Origin of the sequence: Pseudomonas folii, assembly GCF_014357575.1 — a bacterium.
Taxonomy (GTDB): domain Bacteria; phylum Pseudomonadota; class Gammaproteobacteria; order Pseudomonadales; family Pseudomonadaceae; genus Aquipseudomonas; species Aquipseudomonas folii.
This window is the reverse complement of the sequence record NZ_JACONW010000029.1, coordinates 15125-38264: the sequence shown is the minus strand read 5'-3', so window position 1 is coordinate 38264 and position 23140 is coordinate 15125. Positions and strand designations below refer to the sequence as shown.

The window sequence follows — 23140 nt, the reverse complement described above, 5'->3', positions numbered from 1 at the left end:
TTGGTAGCGGTTCCCGACTTGCACTTGCGTAAGCCCGATTTTCACAATTTCTCCCATCCCTCTGATTCAAAACATTTTTCAATCCCTCGCTGCATTCTCCCAATGCCCTCTGGCACGCTTTCTGCTGCTTATTCCGTTGTTACATACCATGTTCCACTATAGCGGAATAGAAATCATCCTGGAGTGCTTGCCATGCATCGCCGACCTTCGTTGTTTAAAGCGTGTGTTTTTCTCTGTGCGGCTTCGGCTACTGCCGTGGGGGTGGCCCAAGGGGCGGACAGTAAACTCGATAGCGTGCTGGCACGCGGGAAATTGATCGTGGGGACGGGCAGTACCAATGCGCCGTGGCACTTTCAAGGTGCGGATGGCAAGTTGCAGGGTTTTGATATCGACATCGGGCACATGATTGCCAAGGGTTTGTTCAACGATCCGACCAAGGTCGAGTACGTGGTGCAGTCGTCCGATGCGCGGATTCCCAATCTGCTGACTGACAAGGTGGACATCAGCTGCCAGTTCATCACCGTGACTGCCAGCCGTGCGCAGCAGGTGGCGTTCACGCTGCCTTACTACCGCGAAGGCGTCGGCCTGCTGCTGCCGGCCAAAAGCAAGTACAAGGAAATCGAAGACCTGAAAGCGGCGGGTGACAAGGTGATCGTTGCGGTGTTGCAGAACGTGTACGCGGAAGAACTGGTGCATCAGGCGCTGCCCAGCGCCAAGGTCGATCAATACGACAGCGTGGACTTGATGTACCAGGCCGTGAACTCCGGCCGTGCCGATGCAGCGGCCACCGATCAATCGTCGGTTAAATACCTGATGGTGCAGAACCCAGGCCGCTATAGCAGCCCGCCTTACGCCTGGAGCCCGCAAACCTATGCCTGTGCGGTCAAGCGCGGCGATCAGGACTGGCTGAACTTCGTCAACACCGCCTTGCATGAAGCCATGACCGGCGTTGAGTTCCCGGCTTACGCGGCGTCCTTCAAGCAGTGGTTCGGCGTGGATCTGCCTACGCCAGCCATCGGTTTCCCTGTCGAATTCAAATGATCCCGTGAGAGCGGGGCGGTGATGAGTCGCCCCGTTCAAGGTGCTGCTGACCATGAACTATCAGTTGAACTTTGCTGCTGTGTGGCGCGATTTCGACACCTTGCTGGCGGGGCTTGGACTGGGCCTGGAGCTGGCGCTGGTGTCGATCGCCATTGGTTGCGTGATCGGGCTGATGATGGCGTTTGCTTTGCTGTCAAAGCATCGCGCGTTGCGGGTGCTGGCGTCGGTATATGTAACGGTGGTCCGTAACACGCCGATTCTGGTGTTGATCCTGTTGATCTACTTCGCGTTGCCGAGCCTCGGGATTCGTCTGGATAAAATCCCGTCGTTCATCATTACTCTGTCGCTGTACGCCGGGGCGTATCTGACCGAGGTGTTCCGTGGCGGTATGTTGAGCATTCCCAAGGGCCAGCGTGAAGCCGGACTTGCCATCGGTCTAGGCGAATGGCAGGTCAAAGCTTACGTCACCGTCCCGGTGATGCTGCGCAATGTGCTGCCGGCTTTGTCGAACAATTTCATTTCGTTGTTCAAGGACACTTCACTGGCCGCGGCGATTGCCGTGCCGGAGCTGACTTATTACGCGCGCAAGATCAATGTCGAGAGCTATCGGGTGATTGAAACCTGGATGGTGACCACAGCGCTCTATGTTGCGGCCTGTTACCTCATTGCCATGGTGCTGCGTTATCTCGAGCAGCGTCTGGCGATCCGCCGATAGGAGGCCCCATGTACGAATCCCCCAGTTGGTTGCATGAGTTGTGGGTTGCCCGCGAAGTACTGTGGCAAGGCTTTTTAACCAGTGTGCAAGTGTCGGCACTGGCGATCTTGCTGGGCACGATGGTGGGCATTGTCGCCGGTCTGGTGCTGACCTACGGCAATGTCTGGATGCGTGCGCCGTTCCGTTTTTACGTGGACATCATTCGCGGCACGCCGGTGTTTGTGCTGGTGTTGGCCTGCTTCTATATGGCGCCGACACTGGGCTGGCAGATCAGCGCGTTCCAGGCTGGCGCATTGGGACTGACCCTATTCTGCGGTTCCCACGTCGCCGAGATTGTGCGCGGTGCCTTGCAAGCATTGCCAAACGGTCAGATGGAAGCGAGCAAGGCGATCGGTCTGACATTTTATCAAGCCCTCGGCTACGTGCTGTTACCACAGGCGCTGCGGCAGATTTTGCCGACCTGGGTCAACTCGTCCACCGAGATCGTCAAGGCTTCAACGCTGCTGTCGGTGATCGGTGTCGCCGAGTTGTTGCTAAGTACCCAGCAGATCATCGCCCGGACGTTCATGACGCTCGAGTTTTACCTGTTCGCCGGATTTCTGTTTTTCGTCATCAACTACGCCATCGAATTACTCGGCCGGCACATTGAAAAGCGGGTGGCCTTGCCATGACTCAATCTTCGCTCTCTAACGCAAAAGATCCTCAACACCGCCAGGCGCTGCTGGACATTCGCGGTCTGCATAAACAATACGGCAAGCTCGAGGTACTCAAGGGCGTCGACCTGACCATGCAACGCGGCAACGTGGTGACGCTGATCGGTTCCAGCGGCTCGGGCAAGACCACGCTGCTGCGCTGCGTGAACATGCTTGAAGAGTTTCAGGGCGGGCAGATCGTGCTCGATGGCGAGTCCATCGGCTATGACGAAGTCAACGGCAAGCGCGTTCGGCATCCGGATAAAGTCATTGCCCGGCATCGCGCGATGACCGGCATGGCGTTTCAGCAGTTCAACCTGTTCCCTCACCTGACGGCGTTGCAAAACGTCACGCTGGGTCTGTTGAAGGTCAAGAAACTGCACAAGGACCAAGCCGTGGCCCTGGCCGAAAAGTGGCTGGAACGCGTCGGCCTCCTGGAGCGCCGCGATCACTTTCCCGGCCAGCTTTCCGGCGGCCAGCAACAGCGTGTGGCGATCGCCCGGGCTATTGCGATGAACCCGAGCCTGATGCTGTTCGACGAAGTGACCTCGGCCCTTGACCCGGAACTGGTCGGTGAAGTGCTGAGCGTGATCAAGGGCCTGGCAGAGGAGGGCATGACCATGCTGCTCGTGACCCACGAAATGCGCTTCGCTTTCGAGGTGTCGGACAAGATCGTTTTCATGAACCAGGGCCGTATCGAAGAGCAGGGGCCACCCAAGGAGTTGTTCGAACGCCCGCAATCACCGCGTCTGGCCGAGTTTCTCAAGAACACGCGGTTCTGATTTTTTAAAACTGGAAGCTTTCACATTTTAAACAGGAGAAACGTTCATGAGCATTACTCGTTACGGTACGGGCAGCACCGCCGCTGGCGGCACGCCTCGTCCTTTTGCCCGCGCCGTTGAAGCCGATGGCTGGCTGCACGTTTCTGGCCAGGTGCCGGCGGTGGAGGGCGAGATCATTGTGGGCGGTATCGTCGAGCAGACCCATCAGACTATGAAGAACCTGGTCGCGATTCTTGAGGAGGCTGGTTATGGTCTCGAAGATGTGGTGCGTGCCGGGGTGTGGTTGGAAGACCCGCGGGATTTCACGAGTTTCAACAAGGTGTTCTCGGAGTACTTTAAAAGCGAGAATGCACCGGCGCGGGCCTGTGTGCAGGCGAACATGATGGTCGATTGCAAGGTTGAGATCGACTGCATCGCTTACAAGAAAAAGGCCTGAACACTGTGTTCGCTCTTGTCGGAGCTGCCAAAGGCTGCGATCTTTTGGCGTTTTTGGACATGCCCCAACGGCGTTATCAAAAGAACACAGCCCGCGGCAGCTCCTATCAAAAAAATAAGTTACTGACTACATGCGATTTCTATGTGGGAGCGGTGCCTGGTCTGGGCGGCACTCCGACGACAAGAACACCACGTTGTATCCTTCAGGCCGCGTCGCCTTCATCGCGGGCAAGCACCGCTCCCACATGGACTGTGTTTGCAACGAGACAGCGCGGTGTAAGGACTTTTACAAGGCGGATTTGATTGGGAAACACTGATATGACCGAAGACACCATCAAGCGCCGGGCACGCGGTCTGGACCGGGCGTTCGATATTCTCGATTTCCTCAAGGAAATCGGCAAACCGTTGCGTCCGAATGAAATCGCAAGCGGCATCGGCAGCCCCAAATCCACTGTCTACGAACTGGTGGCCTCGCTGCTGGAGCGGCGCATTCTGGAACCGGTTGGCAAGGACGGTCACGTCTACCTCGGTCGTCAGCTTTACTTCCTCGGACAAGCGCATCTGCGTCATTTCGACCTGACCCGCGAGGCCGATAATGCCCTGCAGGAAATCGTCAGCCAGACCCGTGAAACCGCGCAGATGTGCCTGCTCAACGGGCGCAAATACACGGTAGCCCTTATGAAAGAGGGCGAGCGGCATTTTCGCATCTCCTCGGACATCGGTGAGAACGCCCCGATCCCGTGGACCGCGTCCGGGCGTCTGTTGCTGGCGCATTTGAGCGACCAGGCAATCATCGATCTGATAGACCCCGACGACTTCATCCTGCCCACGGGTGAGCGTTTGCCGCTGGAACATTTCCTGGGTGAAATCCGTCAAGCCGCTATCGATGGCTTTTTCTCCTTCGATAGCGTCGCCGACACCTTCACCCACTGCTTCGCCGCGCCGGTCAAAGACCCGAACGGCATTGCCATTGCGACCTTGTGCATCGTCGCACCACGTGCTGATGCGAAGAGCAATTACAACGACTATCGCCGTGTTCTGATCGACAGCGCCAATAGCCTTGCCCGGCGTATCAACGAGTAACCGCGGCTGCCTGCGCAGCGGGCGAGTGAGCTCGAGCAACTGCTTGCGCATCACGGGATGCTCGCCCCAAGCAAGTGACTTCAACGGCCGCATATAATCTGCGGCTGAATCAGAATCTGGACTAACGCTATGCAACTATCTACCTCTCGATTAGCAACAGTTGATGACGCCGAATTAGTCCGCGCCATAAGCGCTAGTGCCTACATTCCTGCATATGAGGGAGTTATTGGAGCAATCCCTTTACCCGCTCAAGAAGATTACACCGACCGTATTCTAAACGGCGATGTCTGGATTGCCGAGGTGGAAGGAGTAGCAGCTGGTGTGCTGGTCGTCGAGGAAGGCGATAGCTTCCTTATGGTATATAGCGTTGCAGTCAGTCCGCAGTATCAGAATAGAGGGCTGGGCAAAGAGTTGCTGGCTCACGCCGAAAGTTGTGCTGCGGCGAAGCGCCTGCGTGAAATCCGTTTATACACAAACAGCCGTATGTTAAGAAACATCGCGCTGTACGAGCATTATGGTTTTATCCGGAAAGATGAGCGGCCGCATCCCAGTCGCGTGGGTGAGATGCTCCTCGATATGCATAAAAAAGTTGAAATCGGCAAAGCCTGATTATCGGCGTAAGCTGTTCATCTCTGGGCGATACCCGCGTGCAGGCCCTTAAGTAAAATCTTGACCTTAGACTAATTCGACTAACCGGTTTTTGTTTCATGACATTCCTGACGAAAATCGCAATGCTCAGATACGTAACTTCAGTGGATGCTCACCCTTATAGCTGTAATCGGGTAGGCTAGCCCCTAAGTCTGTGTTTTTTGCGGTCGCAAAAAAGCCCGCTAAGGCGGGCTTTTCTTGTGGGGGGTATTAACAGAGTGTCACTTAAAAAGCAGGCAACCCGACTACTCGTTTAGCTACATCAATCTTCAAATGTCACAACATTTTGACGGCGCCGGTCTACGACAAGTCGCGTCACGTCTGGCCGGGAATAATGCCCAACCTGATCAAGATTCTGCCGCTCACGGCGCACTTCATTGCGGTCGAGCGTCGCGACCAACAGGCACTCTTCGCCGACGGCGGGTGGAATGACCCAGTCACCATTTGGTGCAGCAATACATGAGCCGCCGTTTGCGAGGATCTCTGGGCAATTTGCGAGGATCAAGTCCAGGTGCGGCGTATCAGATGGAAAATCTTCGCGCCGCATCAGCGCCGATACCGAGATCGTGAAGCAACGCCCCTCTTTGGCAATGAAGCGAGTGATGTCGTCGGTATTGCGCAGGTTGCCGGGCCATAGAGCGACATGCAGATCTTCGCCTTGGGCATACAGTGCGGCACGCGACAGGGGCATCCAGTTTTCAAAGCAGTTGAGACCGCCAACGGTAAACGACCCGACCGGGTGGACTTGCAAACCATGCCCGTCCCCCGGCGACCATGTCAGGCGTTCTTCATAGGTCGGCATCAACTTGCGATGCACTGAACCAATCACGCCATCGGCCCCGATATGAACCCGCGAACAATACTATTTTTTGGATTCTGGAGATCCGTTCATTGAACACGCTGAAATTTTTGAGTCTATTGAAAAGCTGGTTGAGCATGTGGTAGGCGATGAAGGTCTAGGCAGCGACCTGAGTGACATAGTTTCAGCCGCGGAAATAAAACCTCAAGCGTCTGATGTGCTTGGAATAAAAAGAGACTTGGGCTTGGGATGCTCAATAACAGCGCTGGCTAAAAAACTGGGAAGCAAAGGCGTGATCATCTTAAAACATGTGAACCCAATCAAGTATAAATCCGCCTTAAAACAATATGAAAAACTTATTAGATTTTCATAAGCTTCTTAATTTTAACGCTTGGAGCATGATGATTTTAAAAGTTTATCTTGACGCTACCTCGCTTAAGAGGAAGCTACTCTTCGATAAAATATGTCAGATGTAAGCGCCAGTGTAACCTTGGAAAGCGCGCTCAGCGAAAGCTTGCTGTTAGACAGCAAAAAACGATCAGTTTGACAGCCAGATCAGTGACGACAGCTATGAAAAAGAGGCTCTTGGTGGTGCATTGCCCAAAGACGTTATGTACTCATTCATAAAACTTACCAGCCAGCAAAATCGCTGCGCAACGCTGCCACACGTTTGATCCCGCTACAGTTCGGGGCGAGCACTTATTACTGTCGATTGCCCAAGCGGAAGCTGATTCTAGAAACGAATCGATGGTGCCGTTTTCCCAGCCGTATGCTCCAGCTTCGTAGGGGGAGCGTGTGGTATTCAATTTACGCTCTTGGGCAAAGTCAGTACCAAGCGCCTCAATGAAGGCTAAAAACGATTGTTCGTCGTGAACACGTTCCAACAGTTCATCAAGGTCTACAGGCATCAACATTACCTCGGGGGGGGCGAATTGCTCAGTGTGTATCGCATGCGGCAGGGTAGTCAAACCAGGTTCTATTGTCGTCTTCAAGCAGCTCTTCATATGATGATCTTAGAACGCATAGAATTACTCATTCAATTCAGTAGCGACATGGAGCAGGTCACCTTTTATGGATCTCGAATTTCGCGGCAATGGCATGCGTGACAACCCGTCTTTAGGTACATGCGATGAGTACGGTGTGGACGGGGTTACCAGCTTTGACGATCTGGCCGAAGCTCGTCGTAAGATTGAAGAGTTGCACCCGGGTTTTAAACCTTTGTTCTCGCTCGATGATCTGCACCAGGCCCGCTACACCTCGGGACATGTGCGCAACAATTTAGGGATGGACGATGCATCGGAGCAGGACATAGCGGGCTTACCTCCAGAGTGCTTCGAGAACGGTGAATATATTGGCTATCCGACTACGAAAGCGGAGTTCGCAATCTGTTTGCGCAATTTCACAAAGCTGGTTGCAGCCACGTCATTCGAAGACGCTTGCGCTCATGGTTTGACGCTTGACGAGCCGGCCCTTCAAGAGTGGATCTGTTACCAGGACAATCCTGTCTCTCTTCTAGAGCAACCCCTTTCAGCTCTCCTGGTTCCCGTTCAGCAGTCCTTCTACGCACTCGCGGCTTTTCCGAATGGCTATTTCACTTCAGACCTGGACCCTGCGAAAAACTTTGCGGTTGCGCGCCATCTCTCCGAAGCGGATGGCTATGAGTTGATGGGTGTAGGTGCTTCTTACATCGGCTTCATCCGCGCTGAGCCGCCTGATGCCGCCCTTGCTAACATCGTAGCCAAAGACTTTTGTACGCTCTACAACACTAGCCAAGAAGACCTGAAAGCACGCACTTCCGCAGTTGCACAGGCAGTCTGCGGTCGCACGTATCTGTGGCTCCGCTACGTGGAATGAGCTCCGTGCGCAGCAAAAGCCCGGTGAATAGGTACCAGAACTTTTGCGAGATCCATGGCGTTTGGCTGCCTCGCAGGAGGGCAATTGTTTTTCACGCCGTAGTCGGCTCCCGACGGTGGTGCCACTGAGTCGGGCAAGATCTGAATGACTTACCTCTGTTGGCTAGCCGATGTGCGCATTCGTACGAGTCATGCCCATCGAGTTGCGCTACTGGTTAAGCATCAATTAACGCTATCGATCACGAGCACCGCCGAGGCATGCGAGAGGCGATATTTGAAAGCGACCGTTCCTCAAGCGGACTTCCCTGTGCACGCTTGAGGTGACCTTCCATATAGAAAGCAGCAGAATCATCTGAGCCTATGCGCTTTGAAACACCCTAAGGTATCAAACGCATCTCGCGTAGTTTGTCGAACACGTCAAAAAATGCTTGATCACTTGCCTGGTGAGCGGTGAAACCCAATGCACGGCTTTTCGACATGTCCGTTACAACTTCGATGGGACGACCAAGGTCCGCATCGGTATGCCATGGGGATATCAGGCGACCAATATCGGATTCCTTCAGGTCGTGCTCGGCGACTAATTGCGTCCACACGGCCTGGTCATCAGCCATCTGCTCCTCAAGGGGAGAAAGTGAAGCGGGATAATCGGCAGCAGACAAGTCGAAGTATTCGGCGATCCTGCTCCACATCCATTTCCAGCGGAACACATCGCCATTAGTGATATTAAATGCCTGATTGGCCGCAGCCGACGTAGTGGCCGCCCACAGTTGTTGCTTCGCCAACTGCCGTGCATCCGTCATATCCGTGAGGCTGTCCCACTGAACTCTTGATCCGGGAAACACAAAAGGGCGATTGGTTTTTTTGCAAATCGAGGCATAGACGGCAAGGGTGGTTGCCATGTTCATCGCATTGCCTACGGCAACCCCGGTGACGGTGTGCGGTCGATGAACACTCCACGTGAAGCCGTCCTTCTCTGCCGCGGCAAAGAGTTCGTCTTCTTGAGCGTAGTAGAAATTTTCCACATCCAGCCGACCCTGCTCCTCGCGGAACGGTGTTTGCGGAAGGCTACCTTTCCCATACGCTTCGAATGGGCCGAGGTAGTGTTTCAGCCCGGTAACCAGTGCTACGTGCTTAACGCTCTTTGCTGGGCGAATCGCGGCCAGTACGTTGCGTACCATGGCGGCATTAACGCGAATGTTCTCTGCTTCCGTGGCTTGCCGCGACCATGTGGTAATGAACACATGAGTAGGCTTCAAATCCGCCAGCGCGTGTTCCAGCGAAGCAGGATCCTGAAGATCTGCCGCGACAGGGATCACGCCTTGCACTTGCGACGGGTTCCTCGATAACGCGGCGACCTGCCAGTTGTTGTCAATCAGTAACTGCGTGATGGCGCTGCCGACAATGCCGCTGGCGCCCACAACCAAAGCTGTCTGGGTCATAGTTTTCTCCTGGATTTAGGTTTGGGAGTCCTCCAGGCAACAGAGGTTCAACCTAAAACGGATTCGCATTGGCGGTAGCGGTTTATATCTCTATGCCTGTCGCCTTGCTCAAGTTGTGGAGCCGAACGTTTACAAATTGATGTCCATGAGAGACCGGTCTCTATGGGACCGAGTCTTTCTTCAGGCCGCGGCAGCGCGTTCAGATTGGACGCGCTTGACTCATTCATGCTGGACCGACTGAGCTCCCCCCGTGGTGATTGAACCTGCCTGCTCTTGATACCCTTTGCGCAGTTTCTCTGCGATCAGCTTTTCCGCTTCACGCAAAGCGCGTTCGGGACTGTCGAGGGACTTGATCAATGTCTGGCCCTTGGTGCCGATACGGCCGAAATTCACCACTACCTCAGCCTCGGTGACGCCGATACGCCAGAACTTGTTGGAATTGCCTTCGCCAAAGGTGAACTCGCGCATCAAGGGAGTCGCTTCAGAGGTGACTGGTGGCTCGGCTTGGACCTCGATGGGTTCCTCTAACTGCTCCAGTTCTGGAAGTCCGGCGGCTTCCTCGCCTCTTAGTAACGCTTCGATTCGATTCAGTACCTCTTCCTGGTCGCGCAGCCAGTCATTACTGAGCACGTCGATAATCTTCCAACCGAAGCTGCGCAGTACCGTCGGACGGAAAATGTAGCGCTCACGTACGTCAGCGGCGGCCGCCGAATCACTGTCCAGCAGTACGCCTAGGTTGAAGTGTTCACCACTGCCGTCGCTGATCGCGAGGTCGCAACGGAACTGCGAACGTCCTACATACTCCTGAACCGAATGCCCGCGTTTTCGCAACGCGGCAGCGAGGGCGCCGCGCAGGTGGTCCTTGGGCAGGCTGACGGCAAAGGACTGCTTGGCGCCTGGATTGAGGTTTGCGAGGATGCCCTGAGAGCGCGGCGCATCCCCGCTGGCACTGGCTTGGGCGAACTGCAGAAACGCACGCAGTGCGGCGGCACCATCGTTGTGGGTGTTGGTGATGGCTTCGGACTCAATGCTGGAGACAATCGCCATGCGCTTGCGGGCGCGACTGAAGATCACATTAAGGCGTTTTTCCCCACCACGCTGGTTGATTGGGCCAAAGTTCATCAGCATCTTGCCGTTCGGTCCTGGCGCGTAGCAGATGCTCAAGATGATCACATCACGCTCATCCCCCTGGACGTTCTCCAGGTTCTTGACGAACAGACCATTGAATTGTCCGGCATCTTCACGCACGTATTCGCGCTCAAGCCGCGTGGCAAAGGCCGAGTCGCCGCTGGCCAGGTCTTCCAGGGCCTGCTCGATGGCGCCTTGCTGGGCCTCGGAAAAGGCCACGATACCCAGGCTCAGACCCGTCTCGCGTTGCAGCAGCTCACGTACCAGGTTGGCGATATAACCGGCTTCGGCCAGGTTGCTGCGGCTTAGGTAGACACCGTCGCTCATCTTCAAGAAGCTGATAGGGCTGTCGAGCAGCGTGTCGGCGCCCCGGATGACTGCCTGGGCGTCCGTGGAGTCCAGCGGGGGTTGGGCCGGGGCAGGGCGCTCGATACGACGGTCGGGAATGGTGATCAACCGCCCTTCATAGAACGCCGCGTTGGAAAAGCTGATCAAGGCTTCGTGACGACTGCGGTAGTGCCAGGCCAGGAGGGTTGCCGGCAAGTTTCGTGCGGCCTGGCTCAGCAGGCTGTCGGCATCAAGGTTGATTGCGATCTGTTCTCCATCCTCCATGGCAATCAGTTCGTTATCGTCCTTGTCGCCGGCGCTGGAGAAGAAGTTGGTCGGTGGTAATTGCATCTCATCACCGACCACAATCACCTGCTGCGCACGGCTCAGTGCAGGCACGGCTTCTTCGCTGGGGATCTGACTGGCTTCGTCGAAAATCACCACGTCAAACAGGTCCGGTGTCAACGGCAAAGTGTCGGACACCGACAGCGGGCTCATCAACCAGATAGGCTTGAGGTCGTTGATCACGCGGCCACTGTCGCCACTCGCCATTTCGCGAATGGAGCGATAGCGCATGGTCTTGCCCAGCTCATGTTCCAGCTCACGGCGGCCTTTTGAGTAGGATTTCTTGAACTCACGGGCCTGGGCGTCGAGTTGAGTCACCGACATCGCCGATTGCTTCACATGCTCCAGAAAACGCTGGTGCAACGTGGCGCCAAGCACGTGGGCATTGCTTTTGAGCAGGTTGCATTCAGCCTGGCTGACCCGGCGCGCGGCCAAACCCAAGGCCGGGCCGTCGAAGCGCGCCAGCTGCGGATTGGCGCGGTACAGGCGGGTCAGGTTTTCCTGGGCAATCAAACCGTCCAGTGCGCGTTGCGCCAAGGCGTACTGTTGCACAACCGCCAGACAGACAGGATCGGCCTGGTGCAGCTCATTGAGCAGGGGCAGGGTATCTGGCAGTTCGTCGAGTTCTTCACGCAGATCGCGCAGGTACTCGGCCAATTCGCTCAGGCTAAGCGCCGGGCCGAACACACAATGTTGCGCGACCAGTTCGGTCAAGCGCGCTAACGGCTGGCGCAGGCTGGCTTCCTGGCGTACACCGGACAGGGCGTCCTTATTGCCGCGCAGGCCCTCAACCCATTGGCGCAACAACGGTGATGCGCTCAGTTGCTGGAGCAAGGCTTGCAGATTGTGCACGAACAGATCGATATCCGGGATGCCATAGCTGTCTTGCAAACGTTGTTGCTCGGCGTGCAGCTCGGTAGTGGCGCGATGCTCGCCGGCCAGATTGTCTAGCACGCTCCGGAAGCTGGGTCGAATCGCGTGCTGACTGAAGTCGTAGCGTCGTTGCAATTCACCGCGCAGCCGCCACCAGGCGGGTTGCAGCCAACGCAGCAGCGAGCCTTCCAGCCGCTTTACCAGATCGATGGCAGCCTGGGTGTCCTGGGGTGCGAGTTTTTCACGCCAGTGGTGGGTGGCTTCACGAGCGTTGTGTTGCTGTACGGCGAGTGCTTGCAACGCCGCCTGCTCGGCGTGCAGTGCTTGGGCGCCGGATGAGCCCGGTTCCAGCAGGTCGAGGTGCGTTGCCAGGTTGGCGCTGGTCAATTGTTCGGCGGCCAGGGTCAGCACGCACGCATCCGCCAAGCGGGTGTCCCCGGACAACAGGCTCGACGAGGACTCCAGGAATTGCTCAACGCTGTCCATCAGCCCGCTGGCTTCATCCAGGAATGCCTTGAGTTGGCCGTACGCATGTTCGTGGGTAATCAGACTTGAGGCCAAATGGCTGAAAGGATGACGTGCGAAGCTGTCGAGGCCGAAACGTTCTATCATCGCCTGATACACGCGACCGGTCAGCTCGCTTTGTGCTTGCCAATGACGCCACTCGGGTAAACGTTCCAAGGCTTCGGGGGGCAGTTTGGCAGCAACGGGCGGCAGTTCGATCAAATGACGTACCAACTCGCGTACCGAGCATGCCAAAGGCTCCGACAACCCACGCATTGCCTGTTCAAACCGCTCTATCAAGCCCAACTGTTGGCTCAGGTCAGACAGTAACGTGTCGCGCCGTGCTTGCAACTGCGACGACTGCGCATCACCGGCGATCCAGCGCTCATAGCACTCGCGCAAGTTGCCCACGAAGGCCTTCTTGTCGGTCTGGGAATCGTGGATCAGGCAGCACAACTCACCCAGTTCACTTTGTTGAAGGCGATGGAACACCACGTCCAGCGCTGCACGTTTTTCACAGACAAACAGCACTCGCAGGCCGCGACCGGCGTAGTCCGCGATCAGGTTAGTGATGGTCTGGGATTTACCGGTGCCTGGCGGTCCCTGAATGATAAAGTTACGCCCGGTACGGGCCAGACTGACGGCAGCATTCTGCGTGGCGTCGCCCGCCACCACGTTCCATTGTTCGGGCAACGGGATAGGGTCGGGGCCCTGGACCTCGACGTCCCGTGGCTCTATGGAGAACATGCGGTCAAACGCTTCGTTCTGCGCTGGTTCGTCGATCAACTGTGCATAGTCACGCACCAGCGACATCTTGCGATAATTGAAGTTGGCCAGTGTCACCTGGGTCAGGTCTATGTCCCAGGCGTAGCGATGCCCTTGGTTTTCGGGCATGGCGAAGGTGCTGTTTTCCGCGCTGCTGGCGACCATCTGAGGGTGTTGGTTGCGCAGAACGGGTTTGGCACCTACGGCCAGGCGTAGGGGCAACTCGCTGGGTAGCACCTTCTGCTGGAACAACTGCAGGCCCAGCGGTCGAAAATCTTCGCGGTCGTAGCTGAAGTCCGGCTTCACCAAAGGCGTCGACATGCGCTGGCGGGCACGACGGCGCTGGAAGTGGTGCAGATGCTGCACGGCTTTTTGGTGGATCAGTTCGATTTGCGGTTTGCTTTGCAGGCGTAACTCGACGCCGGGCTCGGTCACTTTGATCTGGCGCGCAATATCGGCGTGGATGTCTTCCAGCGAAGTCTTTTGCAGGTCGACGGTTTCCGGCAACTGGATGTCGTAGAGCTGACGCAATTGATGACGCAGTACCGGGTTGAATTCGGCCTCGGTTTCGTCACACTGCAACACGAACTGGTCACGTACCCCTTTTTTGCGACTCAATTCGACCGGCAGCCACAGCAACGGGGTCACGATGCGTTCTTCCGGCGTGTCCTTGAGGTTGTGCCAGCGCATGAACGCCACCACCAGGCGAAGGTTACTGAAGCCGAATTCGGCCCGGTCGCGGCGGGTTTCCTGGATGATGCGCTCCAGCGACGCCTGCAGCCAGCTCTGGTCTTCGAACCGTAGCCATTGCTGCAGGCCGACAGGTTTACCGCTCAGCACTTGTTCGGAGAATCCGCCGACGGTGGGCTGCCAAGTACACAGCGCTTCGGGCCGGATACTTTCAATACGCATCACCAACGGAACACTGGCCACGGTAAAGTTGACGTTGGCCTGGGTCGGCCGGAAATACAGCAGGCGATTACGGCGAGAAAGGTCAAACAACCGGTTGCGCAGATGTTCCAGCACCACCGTGCGCCGCGAAGCCGGACCTTCTGCCTGCGCCAACACGCGCTCGACATCCAGGCTGGCCGGCTGTTCGCGCCAGGACTCCAGGCGGCGTGCCAACGAGCCGACATCAGTGGCGCGCTCATGGCGGTTGAGCTCAGTCATCTCGACGATCAGGTTGGCCAGGACCGGGTTGAGCCGGCCATTGAGCTGGAACAGATTGCGACGGTTCCGGGCAAACGTCTTGAGATCATTGATATCGGCGAAATCCAGCCCGCACGCCAGGCACGCCAGCAACTGGCCGAGCTGGAAGATGTCGGTGATCTCATCGTGGTGCCCGAGCCGATGTTCCCAACTGTGCAGTTCCGGGAGGAACACCGGGTGGTCGATGGGTTGATGCAGATCTTCCTGGACTTGCAGGTCGGTAATGGCCACGCCGCTTTCCGAATCCCGAATCAGGCGGACTTTGCCGACGATGTTAAGCGCCGATTCCGGATTGGGTTGCACCTGCTTGATCGCTTCCAGCGCAAGTCGCGGAGGGACACCCTCGGGATTGCGCAGTTGCAGCGTGCGTTCCGGCCCCTGCATCACATCGAGATAACTGAGCTGGGCGACACGTCCCAGTTCATGCAGTTGCGCCACCTGGCGTAACAGCGGTAGTGCCAGGAACAACACATCGTCGATGGGCACGGCAGCGCCATCGTGGCTACTCAGTAATTGAGTGAATGTGACGGGTTGGATTACTGAGTCCATGTGTCGACCTCCGCTTTGAGCGTACGAACGATCGGGTCGAGCTCACGTTTTGGTAATTTGATATCGCGCTTAAGCACTTTGATAAAGTCATCGGCGCTGCCGAGTTTCCTGGCGGTGCGCGCGGCGTGCAGGAGGGCTTCATCCCGCAGGTCGCGGTCCACCAGGCTCAGGTCGAGCATGATGAAGTGCAGGTATTCATGGATGCTTGTGTCGATACGCTCGGCATTCAGCGTCGCTAGGTCGAGTGGCGTTTCGTTGTCACTCCAGTCGGGAAAGAAACCGCGCACCTGATTGAGCACAACCTCCGATTGCAACACGGACGTGCTGATGAAATGGGCAATAAAGCTGCGGGTGAGGGCGGTCAGCTCGACCTGATCGGTCACGTCCAGGCGATTGAGCGACAACGGCCCGCGCAACCGGCGATCCAGCCAGTTATCCGTATCCGGGAGTTGTTGCCACCAGCTGTCCACTGCTTGAGCGCGTAGAAACGTCTCCGGATGGGAAATGGCCTGGGATAACTGTGCATCCTTGCCATCCAGCTCGCGGGCCTGCGTCAGGTAGCTGGCAGCATCAACGCTGACAATCCCGGTGTGAATCTTCACCAGCGATGTAATCGACGCTTCTGGACCACTGGCAACCAAGGCGGCACCGCGGTCGGCATAGATTTCAGTGTGAAGGCTATATAGACGTGCGGTCTGTTCCAGGCTGGCCGGCGTATTCACATCGGCCATGGCATGATTGAGAATCCGCTCGGCAGTTAAAAAGTCGCTACTGTGCTCTGACCATAAGCGGTAATGAGCCAGCTCATGCCCGAGCAATGCCAGCAACTCCTGAGCATCAAGGCGTTCAAGAATCGGGCCGTAAAACACCACATGCACTTCGCCGGCCAGGTAATACAGGCTCGCATTCATCGCACCGTCGCCAGCCTGATAAAGGGTTGCAGGTGCCTTGATCTGCAAACACTGCAACGCCTTTTCACAGGCTTGATAGGCCTGCGGATGGGTCTCGGGGCTCAGGCGATAGGTGTCGCGCAGCAATTGAGCTCGCACATCCTGGGCATGCTCCTGCTGGACGCCCAAGGACGAGGCCCATTCCCACACGACAGGCTCATGGGCTTTCAGATAGTCGACCACACGCTGGTGGTACGGCAGTGGCGTCAGGCTGCTGATGTCCAGCGCGGGGGTACTCATTGTGTTCAACGTCCTTGAGAGGATACGGCTCCATATCCTGCGGTTGTGCAGCAGAGACTTGGGTTGGCATCCCGGTATCAGTGATCGGTAATAAACGCGGAGCATACCTATGGGGAGGGGAAAATACTTGTGAAAGTGAATGTTTCCGTTCAGTGAAAAAATGAGCAGCGTTGCTGTTTGGTCGTGAACATCTGACTCTGATGTGCTTGCGACAGCTTGTGAACTCCGGAATAGCGTCAGGTACCAAGGCCGAGTTGATCGTCCAATCTATCCCGAGATAGCCAAGGATCGCTTCCCGTTACGAACCCAAGACTGGAGCCGTATGCGGGAAAGCCGCGTGCACGGACCTGAGCGGGGTGGGAGGAAACTGCCGTCCCTACGCTACGGGTACCCCATCTCACACTGCTGCTGGTGAAGTTGTTCGGGATGATTTAACGTTGAATCGTTATGCAGGTACCTGCGTGAGATCTATCCCTTATAAAGAAAACTAAAAGTAGATCATGCAAATATTTTGATTCTCCAGGAGCGTTCGAATAGTGGTGAATTTTACTGAAAAGAGTCCTCCTGCGAATGCAGATGAAGTGGATTCTACGTGTAAAGAATTAGGAGTGTCTTCCCGTCATTGGCTGAGACCATTTTGGTCTGAGTGCAATGGCGCAATGATTGCAGATCGAATCTTAATATATGCTACCGACCAAATTACAGAGCGCAACAAGACATATGAGGCAGATAAAAACTTTCCTAACCACGTATTGATAGGTGATGACTCCGGAGGGAAACTAATATTGATACCGAAGGAAGGTTCGAAGCAGTTTTATTTTTTGGATTCTGGAGATCCGTTCATTGAAAATGCTGAAATTTTTGAATCTATTGAAAAGCTTGCTGAACATGTGATAAGCGATGAAAGCGTAGGCAGCGAACTGGGTGATATAGTTTCAGTTGCAGAAATAAAACCTCAAGCGTCTGATGTGCTTGGAGTAAAAAGAGATTTAGGTTTGGATTGTTCAATAACGGCGTTGGCTAAAAAGCTGGGAAGCAAAGGCGTGATCATCTTAGAAAATGTGAACCCTATTAAGTATAAAGCCGCCTTAAGGCAACATGAGAAATTTATTAGGTTTTCATAACCCTGTTCCGAAGTCGTAAGGAGTGTCGCTGCAACGCTGCCACACGTTTGGCCTCGCTACACCTTGGGACATGTGCGCAATAATTTAGGTATGGACGATGCATCGGAGCAGGACATAGCGAGCTTACCTCCAGAGTGCTTCGAGAACGGTGAATATATAGGCTATCCGACTACGAAAGCGGAGTTCATTGCTGCACCGCAAGGAAGACAGCACGTTATGCGACAGTGGCGACTGCTGTGCATGGAATACTAAAAACCGCAGTTTTGCGAGGCTACTAGTTAAATAAAGCAACCTTTACCGCAATACTACAACCTAGAATTTTTTAGAGAACCGCCTAGCGATGCATGCATAGTTTATTAACTGCGCTCCTTCATTGGGAGACGTTTGATGGAGTAAGCTCTTTTTTCATCCTCGGAGTTGTAGTACACATTTTGTGTAGTGCTTAGGCTGTTATGACGAAGATCAACCTGAAGATCCTTCATATCTCGATATGGAGCATCGAAAGTTGCCGAAGTGTGACGTAACCAGTGGAGTGAAGCCGCACGTAGCCGACTGACGTCCTCGTCAGCCCAATTTTCTGCCTGCATACGCTCTAGAGCGCGGTCAAATACCTCTTGCAGCAGCAACCTGACATGCCGATCTGACAAACCGGCGCGTCCGCGCTGGGTTGCAATTAAGGGACTGGTTTCTCTGAAGCCGGGTAGGGGAGACAGGCCTTGATATATGCGCCAACGTTTTAGGTAATTCTCCACGTAATCATCCCGCACGCTGATTTTGCCGGCTTTGTTACCTTTACCAACCACGTGGTACCACCAGTTGCCGGCACCGTCCTTGCGTAGATCCCCCATGCTTGGCGTCCAGTTTTCCCTCCCAACCAAGTCGGAAACACGCAGGTACATAGCGAAAATAGTCGCCACGATGAACAGGGTTCTTTCGTACTTAGGGTTCTGCGTAGCCAGTTGCTCAGCCGTCTCCAGAACAAAGTCCCACTGCAGCGAGGTCAGGATACGGCTCTCATGCTCGCCCGTTGTTCGCTGCTTGTACTTGCTCTTCTGTTTCACCGCTCTGAACGGGTTGTGCTCACAGAAACCCTCATCAATGGCATGTTGAAAAAAACTGCCGCAGACGGCGAATATTTGCGCGATCGAGCCTTGTGCCGGTTTGTAGTGTTCCTGAAGGAGAGGGCGATTCTCTTCTTTGGCGCGCTTCCGCTCCTCCTTGGAAACAGACTGACTGAAAGGACTCCAGTCTGGGTTGACGCTATAGGTATCAGAAGCGAGTTTTTTGCGGCTGCCTACTCGTACGAATCTGGATTTGACTATCGGCTTTACCCACGCGGGATCAGGCGCCAGGCAGAACTCCAGAAATTCTTCCGCATGTGTACGGCGCATCTCCAGTAGTGGAACCCTCGATTTAATGAGTGCCCACAGGAGTAATCGCTCAACATGAGTCCTATAGGAATTGAAGGTGGACTCATTTCCCGCGTAGGATTTCAAAAAACTGCGGACAGCCCGATAGCCTTCGACAGCTTGGAGTTCTACGGGGAACGCCATTAGGTAGTGGGTGACACACGGCAGCTCTGCCTTGAGCGAGCTAAAGTTCAGTTCTCCGAAGCGCGCATAGGTTTCAAAAAGGGGATGCGGCATTGTCGGAACGGACATAGGTTGACTTAGCGGGTTTATAGGAATGGGTACCAATGATCCTATAGAAAGTAGCCTTATGCAATATCCGGGTCTGACAGTTATCGGATATTGCATGGATGGATCATACCCTCCCGAAACGCATGGATTTCAAAAACCGCATGAATCATTCAGACCCTTTGGGTTTGAGTGCTGGATCCTGCTTGAAAACCACGCTCGACGAGAAAATTGGGGGATTTCACTGACATGACGGCTTCCCGCGTCGGATTGGCGGGATCTGCACTGCTTACAATTCCGCAATACTGCCCCCGAATCGAGTACGTCTTCCGAAGTAGGGGAGTGGCGAAGCCATCGAAACGCCTATTTAGAGATATCAGATCGCAAATCAGAGTTTTTCACTTAGCTTTGTAGATGCACGAATCTGAATAACGCTTCTGGTACGGTCATGGGGCATTGTCATCTGCGAATACCTAAGCCTTCCGCGTATTCTCGAATCTTAGATCTCGGGCCTATAAGAATCCACGATAAGCGCCTGGAAGTGATCCGTCTCGGAACCCCGAACGTCATTCGGTGCAAACGGCGTGAGTTGAGCGACGTCTATACTCAAGCTCGGGAGATCCTTTGGAGCGCTCCGCCAGGCAAAGTAGATTTCTCGACCTTGCACTGCAGAGCGGCAATGATAGAGAGCCCGTTAGACGTATCGCTGGCTGATCACAACGGTGCACGCCCTCAATCTCTGATTACAAAACGTCAGTTGACCCTTGCCAGGAATAGCTCAGAAAGGAACTGTCTGCGTCACTGCCTGACTGTAGCTTTCCAGCGATCTTTGATTCGACGTGGTGAAACCAGGCACCCCAAGACTTTTCGCGACTTCACCTCTCAATAATCACTGGAAGGGGGATTCCAGTTATCTGTAACCGGCGACTGCTGGAGTCACGGTTCACAGTCGACTGTGATGCAACAATGGCGACAGCAGATACCTAATTTAACATAATATACATTATGCGTACCTACAGGTTTTCCTACTGCGGTGCTTCTGCTGATCTTTGAAAGACGTTTCGACCTCACCGTAAGCATCTGTGAAAAAGCGAAACGTCGAAATATGCGTACCTACATGTATTCTGGTCGGAGTGCTTTCTTTTCTCGCTGTTTGGTTTCAAGCAAACAGATCGAGCACGCTCTCATCCCATTCATGCCCGCTCTCGGACCAGCCTTCGCCCATCTGTGGTGGAAAACCTGATCTGCAATATCCCTGCTTGGCGGCGAAATCAAACACCGCATGGGGGTAATCATTAATCAGGAGCACCGCCTTGCTGTGATCGATCGACCAGCCGATTTTGACGACCGATGGCTTGTGGCCGTCAGAAACATCAGCGACGTTGTAGATATGCAACGCGTCGCGAATCGGGTTGTCGCCAGCCGAAGTATCCAGTGCGTAGAAATAACCTGTGTCCCCATCATCTTCAAAAACCACGACGAAAGAGCCATCTGCTGCGGGTGCCTCCAGCACCAAAGCCTGGCCTACTTTAAGTTCGTTTTCAGCAGCTAGATAAATTGACATCCTGGCAATCCCCACCTGTTGGGCTATTAAAGGCTGTAGGTTACGACAACCGCCGCATAAATTAATCGCCATAAGATAAGTTATGCGTACGAATCGATATTCTTACTGCGGTGCTTCTGCTAATACACGAATCAACCGGCGTCTGGTCCACAGCCTCGCTCCAGAGGCCACAGACCGTCAGCCGGTTATCCCTTACGCGAACACAGCCACATTGTTGCAGCGCGGCCGTTTAATACTTCAAACCGAAATGAACAGGATACAAAGGTGAGTTGCTATCGGCCGCCTTGCCTGATTGCTGTGCCTCGACGGCGGCCATTGACGACGGTAACTCGAATGGCAGCTTGCCTTCTGGCGAGTGCTTACCCGTCAACACATCAAGCAGCGCCTGATCGCTCACCCCAAAGTTTGCAACGAGCGCATGACTGGCCTTTGCGACGTTACTCAGGACAGCTGGTCGATCCAGGTAAACGGTCGTGACGACGGGCACCTTTGCACTGATTTTCAATAGCTCTTTGTACTCGGCGTTATCCTGTTTGAAGTCCAGATCGCCTTCGTGCAGCCCCGATCCAAACGCATAGGTCGCATGGGTCTCGAACGGCGCGCTCATACGAACCAGCGCCACATCGGCGTCTTCCGGAGCGGATACCACGGTCAAGCCGTGCTGCTGAGCCTGAGTATTCGAAACTCCGACCAGATAGACCTTAGCGCCTGGTTTGAGCGGAAGCACGTTTTGCTTGTTCTGCAGCATGACCAACGAACGACGTTGTGCTTCGAGTCCTTCTTCCTTGAATTGCGCATTACCGACAACACGTTCGGCTTCTGTGGCGTCCGCATAAGGCGTTTCGAACAGGCCAAGCTGGAATTTCTGCAGTAGCAATCGTGACACTGACTCGTCGATCCGGGCCTCGGCAAGAGCGCCCTCCTTCACTGCTTCGATGAGCGGCTCGGTATTAAACGTGCCGCCAAACTGATCGACGCCAGCGTCCACCGCTTTGATGAAGCGTTGTTTTTCGGTTAGCCCCTCAACGCCCCATGGCATTCCATATTTGGGATAGGCCTTGTTCGGATCCTCGCCTGGTTTACTCCCGGTCAGACATTCGTCTGTGCAACTGTTGGTAATCAGCCAGTCGGTGAGGATGATGCCCTTGAAACCATATTCGTTGCGAAGCAAATCGGTCAGCATTTGCTTGCTGAAACTTGCTCCGACCCGCTCCAAAGGCTTGCCATTGACGGTAACTCCTTCAGGCGGCACGCCATAGGTAGGAATGGTCTCTGCCGCGTTCACAGCGAATGCCGCTTTGAATGGACTCAGTTGCGTCTTGAAGTCCTCAGCGCTATAGGCCAGATCTCGGCCATAGGCATTCATGGCATCAAAACCTTTGTGCGCCGCGCCATAACCAGCCCAATGCTTGACGGTTGCCGCGACGCCATCCGGTTGCAGACCACGGGTCCCGTGCTGAAAGCCGACGATGTACGCCGCCGTCATCTTGCTGACCAAGCCGACATCCTCACCAAAGGTGCCATTGATGCGTGACCAGCGCGGCTCCGTGGCCAAGTCTGCTTGTGGCGACAAGGCAATCTGAATGCCCATGGCGCGGTATTCCTGCCGTGCAACGTCGCCGAATCGCTCCACCAGTTTTTCGTCGCCTGTCGCAGCAAGCCCTAGTGTCTCCGGCCACTGGGAGAAGCTGCCGGAGCTGACACTCGCACCGAGGGTGTACTGAAAGTGATTACGCGGATCGGTGCTAAAGCTGATGGGGATGCCAAGGCGAGTTTTTTCTGCCAGGCCCTGTAACTGGTTATAGCTGCTGACCATCTCGACCGGAGTGATACTGAGGCGCGAAATGAAATGGTTGATGTGCTTGTCACCAATCAGTGGGGACAGCTTTGCAAGGTTGTAACCGGCGTCTGCACCGGTTGCTACGTAGGGTGCGGTGCTATGCATCATCAAGCCGATCTTTTCTTCCAGGGTCATGCGCTGTACCAGGTCGCTGGTACGTGCTTCAGGTGTCAGTCGCCAGTCTTCATAAGCATCGAGCACACCATTGTGATCAAGGTCCTTGAAGGTCTGGCCGTCCTGATGCAACAGCGGACTGGAGACAGTCTTGAGCACAGGCTGGATGACATGGGGCGCGGTCGCAATGCTGTTGCTGCAGGCACTCATGTAGCAAGAAGCAACCACAACCGCAGCTGTGCTGGAAATAGATTTTTTCATGTAAGTGACCGTTTTTGGGCGAGAGATATCAGTGGGCCCAGCAATATCGCTACCACTGGAGACACTCGATGGACGATCTACAAAAGCGGAATCGGAACGCACTTACAGTGTATGCACTATTTATTTTCTATGGAAAGCCCCTGCTGGAATATTTCCGGACATCTCATGAGCCTGTTAAAAACTCAGATCCAATCCGCTTTCGTTGCGTAAGGCTAAGTAATCA

17 protein-coding genes and 1 pseudogene are annotated in these 23140 nt (G+C 54.9%); 10 read left to right on the top strand and 8 right to left on the bottom strand.

Going from position 1 to position 23140, the window contains the following annotated elements:
* Window positions 1-192: 192 nt before the first annotated feature.
* The 7 genes from H8S59_RS08800 (at window position 193) to H8S59_RS08770 (ending at window position 5357) form a co-directional block, all read left to right on the top strand.
* Window positions 193-1041: a transporter substrate-binding protein gene (locus tag H8S59_RS08800; RefSeq protein ID WP_187521151.1), complete on the top strand. Its 849-nt coding sequence runs from the start codon at window positions 193-195 to the stop codon at window positions 1039-1041.
* 52 nt (window positions 1042-1093) lie between these two features.
* Window positions 1094-1756 (top strand): amino acid ABC transporter permease, encoded by a 663-nt coding sequence (locus tag H8S59_RS08795; protein ID WP_187521150.1) that lies wholly within the window; start codon window positions 1094-1096, stop codon window positions 1754-1756.
* A gap of 8 nt (window positions 1757-1764) precedes the next feature.
* Window positions 1765-2427, top strand: a complete 663-nt coding sequence (locus H8S59_RS08790; RefSeq protein ID WP_095101564.1) for an amino acid ABC transporter permease — start codon at window positions 1765-1767, stop codon at window positions 2425-2427.
* Complete coding sequence (locus tag H8S59_RS08785; protein WP_187521149.1) at window positions 2424-3230, top strand: amino acid ABC transporter ATP-binding protein; 807 nt, start codon at window positions 2424-2426, stop codon at window positions 3228-3230. The genes H8S59_RS08790 and H8S59_RS08785 overlap by 4 nt, the downstream gene beginning before the upstream one ends.
* A gap of 46 nt (window positions 3231-3276) precedes the next feature.
* On the top strand, window positions 3277-3666 hold the full coding sequence (locus H8S59_RS08780; RefSeq protein WP_187521148.1) for a RidA family protein: 390 nt from the start codon (window positions 3277-3279) through the stop codon (window positions 3664-3666).
* Between the two features lie 317 nt (window positions 3667-3983).
* Complete coding sequence (locus H8S59_RS08775) at window positions 3984-4748, top strand: IclR family transcriptional regulator (RefSeq protein WP_095101560.1); 765 nt, start codon at window positions 3984-3986, stop codon at window positions 4746-4748.
* 129 nt (window positions 4749-4877) lie between these two features.
* Window positions 4878-5357 (top strand): GNAT family N-acetyltransferase, encoded by a 480-nt coding sequence (locus H8S59_RS08770; RefSeq protein WP_187521147.1) that lies wholly within the window; start codon window positions 4878-4880, stop codon window positions 5355-5357.
* A gap of 301 nt (window positions 5358-5658) precedes the next feature.
* Here the strand turns inward: H8S59_RS08770 and H8S59_RS08765 are convergent.
* Window positions 5659-6246: pseudogene (locus H8S59_RS08765) on the bottom strand (nitrilase-related carbon-nitrogen hydrolase); the annotation flags it as partial.
* A gap of 19 nt (window positions 6247-6265) precedes the next feature.
* Here H8S59_RS08765 and H8S59_RS08760 point away from each other — a divergent pair.
* Entirely contained in the window at window positions 6266-6568 is a 303-nt protein-coding gene (locus H8S59_RS08760; RefSeq protein WP_187521146.1) for a hypothetical protein, read from the top strand.
* Between the two features lie 244 nt (window positions 6569-6812).
* Here the strand turns inward: H8S59_RS08760 and H8S59_RS08755 are convergent, their stop codons facing one another.
* Window positions 6813-7103 carry a DUF7660 family protein gene (locus H8S59_RS08755; RefSeq protein WP_187521145.1) on the bottom strand — a complete coding sequence of 97 codons (291 nt, stop codon included), beginning with the start codon at window positions 7101-7103 and terminating at the stop codon, window positions 6813-6815.
* A 163-nt stretch (window positions 7104-7266) separates the two neighbouring features.
* Here H8S59_RS08755 and H8S59_RS08750 point away from each other — a divergent pair, with 163 nt between their 5' ends.
* Complete coding sequence (locus H8S59_RS08750; protein WP_246475147.1) at window positions 7267-8049, top strand: hypothetical protein; 783 nt, start codon at window positions 7267-7269, stop codon at window positions 8047-8049.
* Window positions 8050-8425: 376 nt separating this feature from the next.
* On the opposite strand, the gene H8S59_RS08745 is transcribed toward H8S59_RS08750, so the two are convergent.
* The 3 genes from H8S59_RS08745 to H8S59_RS08735 form a co-directional block, all read right to left on the bottom strand.
* Window positions 8426-9487, bottom strand: a complete 1062-nt coding sequence (locus tag H8S59_RS08745) for an SDR family oxidoreductase (RefSeq protein ID WP_187521144.1) — start codon at window positions 9485-9487, stop codon at window positions 8426-8428.
* A 219-nt stretch (window positions 9488-9706) separates the two neighbouring features.
* Entirely contained in the window at window positions 9707-15187 is a 5481-nt protein-coding gene (locus H8S59_RS08740) for a WGR domain-containing protein (RefSeq protein WP_187521143.1), read from the bottom strand.
* Window positions 15175-16377 carry a M48 family metalloprotease gene (locus H8S59_RS08735; RefSeq protein ID WP_187521142.1) on the bottom strand — a complete coding sequence of 401 codons (1203 nt, stop codon included), beginning with the start codon at window positions 16375-16377 and terminating at the stop codon, window positions 15175-15177. Before H8S59_RS08735 ends, H8S59_RS08740 begins: the two co-directional genes overlap by 13 nt.
* A 539-nt stretch (window positions 16378-16916) precedes the next feature.
* Here H8S59_RS08735 and H8S59_RS08730 point away from each other — a divergent pair.
* The gene (locus H8S59_RS08730) at window positions 16917-17501 is read left to right on the top strand and encodes an SMI1/KNR4 family protein (protein ID WP_214658252.1); all 585 of its coding nucleotides are present in this window, start codon (window positions 16917-16919) and stop codon (window positions 17499-17501) included.
* A gap of 356 nt (window positions 17502-17857) precedes the next feature.
* Here the strand turns inward: H8S59_RS08730 and H8S59_RS08725 are convergent, their stop codons facing one another.
* The 3 genes from H8S59_RS08725 to H8S59_RS08715 all read right to left on the bottom strand — a co-directional run bounded on the left by H8S59_RS08725 (window position 17858) and on the right by H8S59_RS08715 (window position 22917).
* The gene (locus tag H8S59_RS08725; protein WP_187521140.1) at window positions 17858-19162 is read right to left on the bottom strand and encodes a tyrosine-type recombinase/integrase; all 1305 of its coding nucleotides are present in this window, start codon (window positions 19160-19162) and stop codon (window positions 17858-17860) included.
* A 1135-nt stretch (window positions 19163-20297) separates the two neighbouring features.
* Window positions 20298-20774: a DUF2251 domain-containing protein gene (locus H8S59_RS08720; RefSeq protein ID WP_246475145.1), complete on the bottom strand. Its 477-nt coding sequence runs from the start codon at window positions 20772-20774 to the stop codon at window positions 20298-20300.
* Between the two features lie 157 nt (window positions 20775-20931).
* Window positions 20932-22917, bottom strand: a complete 1986-nt coding sequence (locus tag H8S59_RS08715; RefSeq protein WP_187521139.1) for a glycoside hydrolase family 3 protein — start codon at window positions 22915-22917, stop codon at window positions 20932-20934.
* Window positions 22918-23140 lie beyond the last annotated feature (223 nt).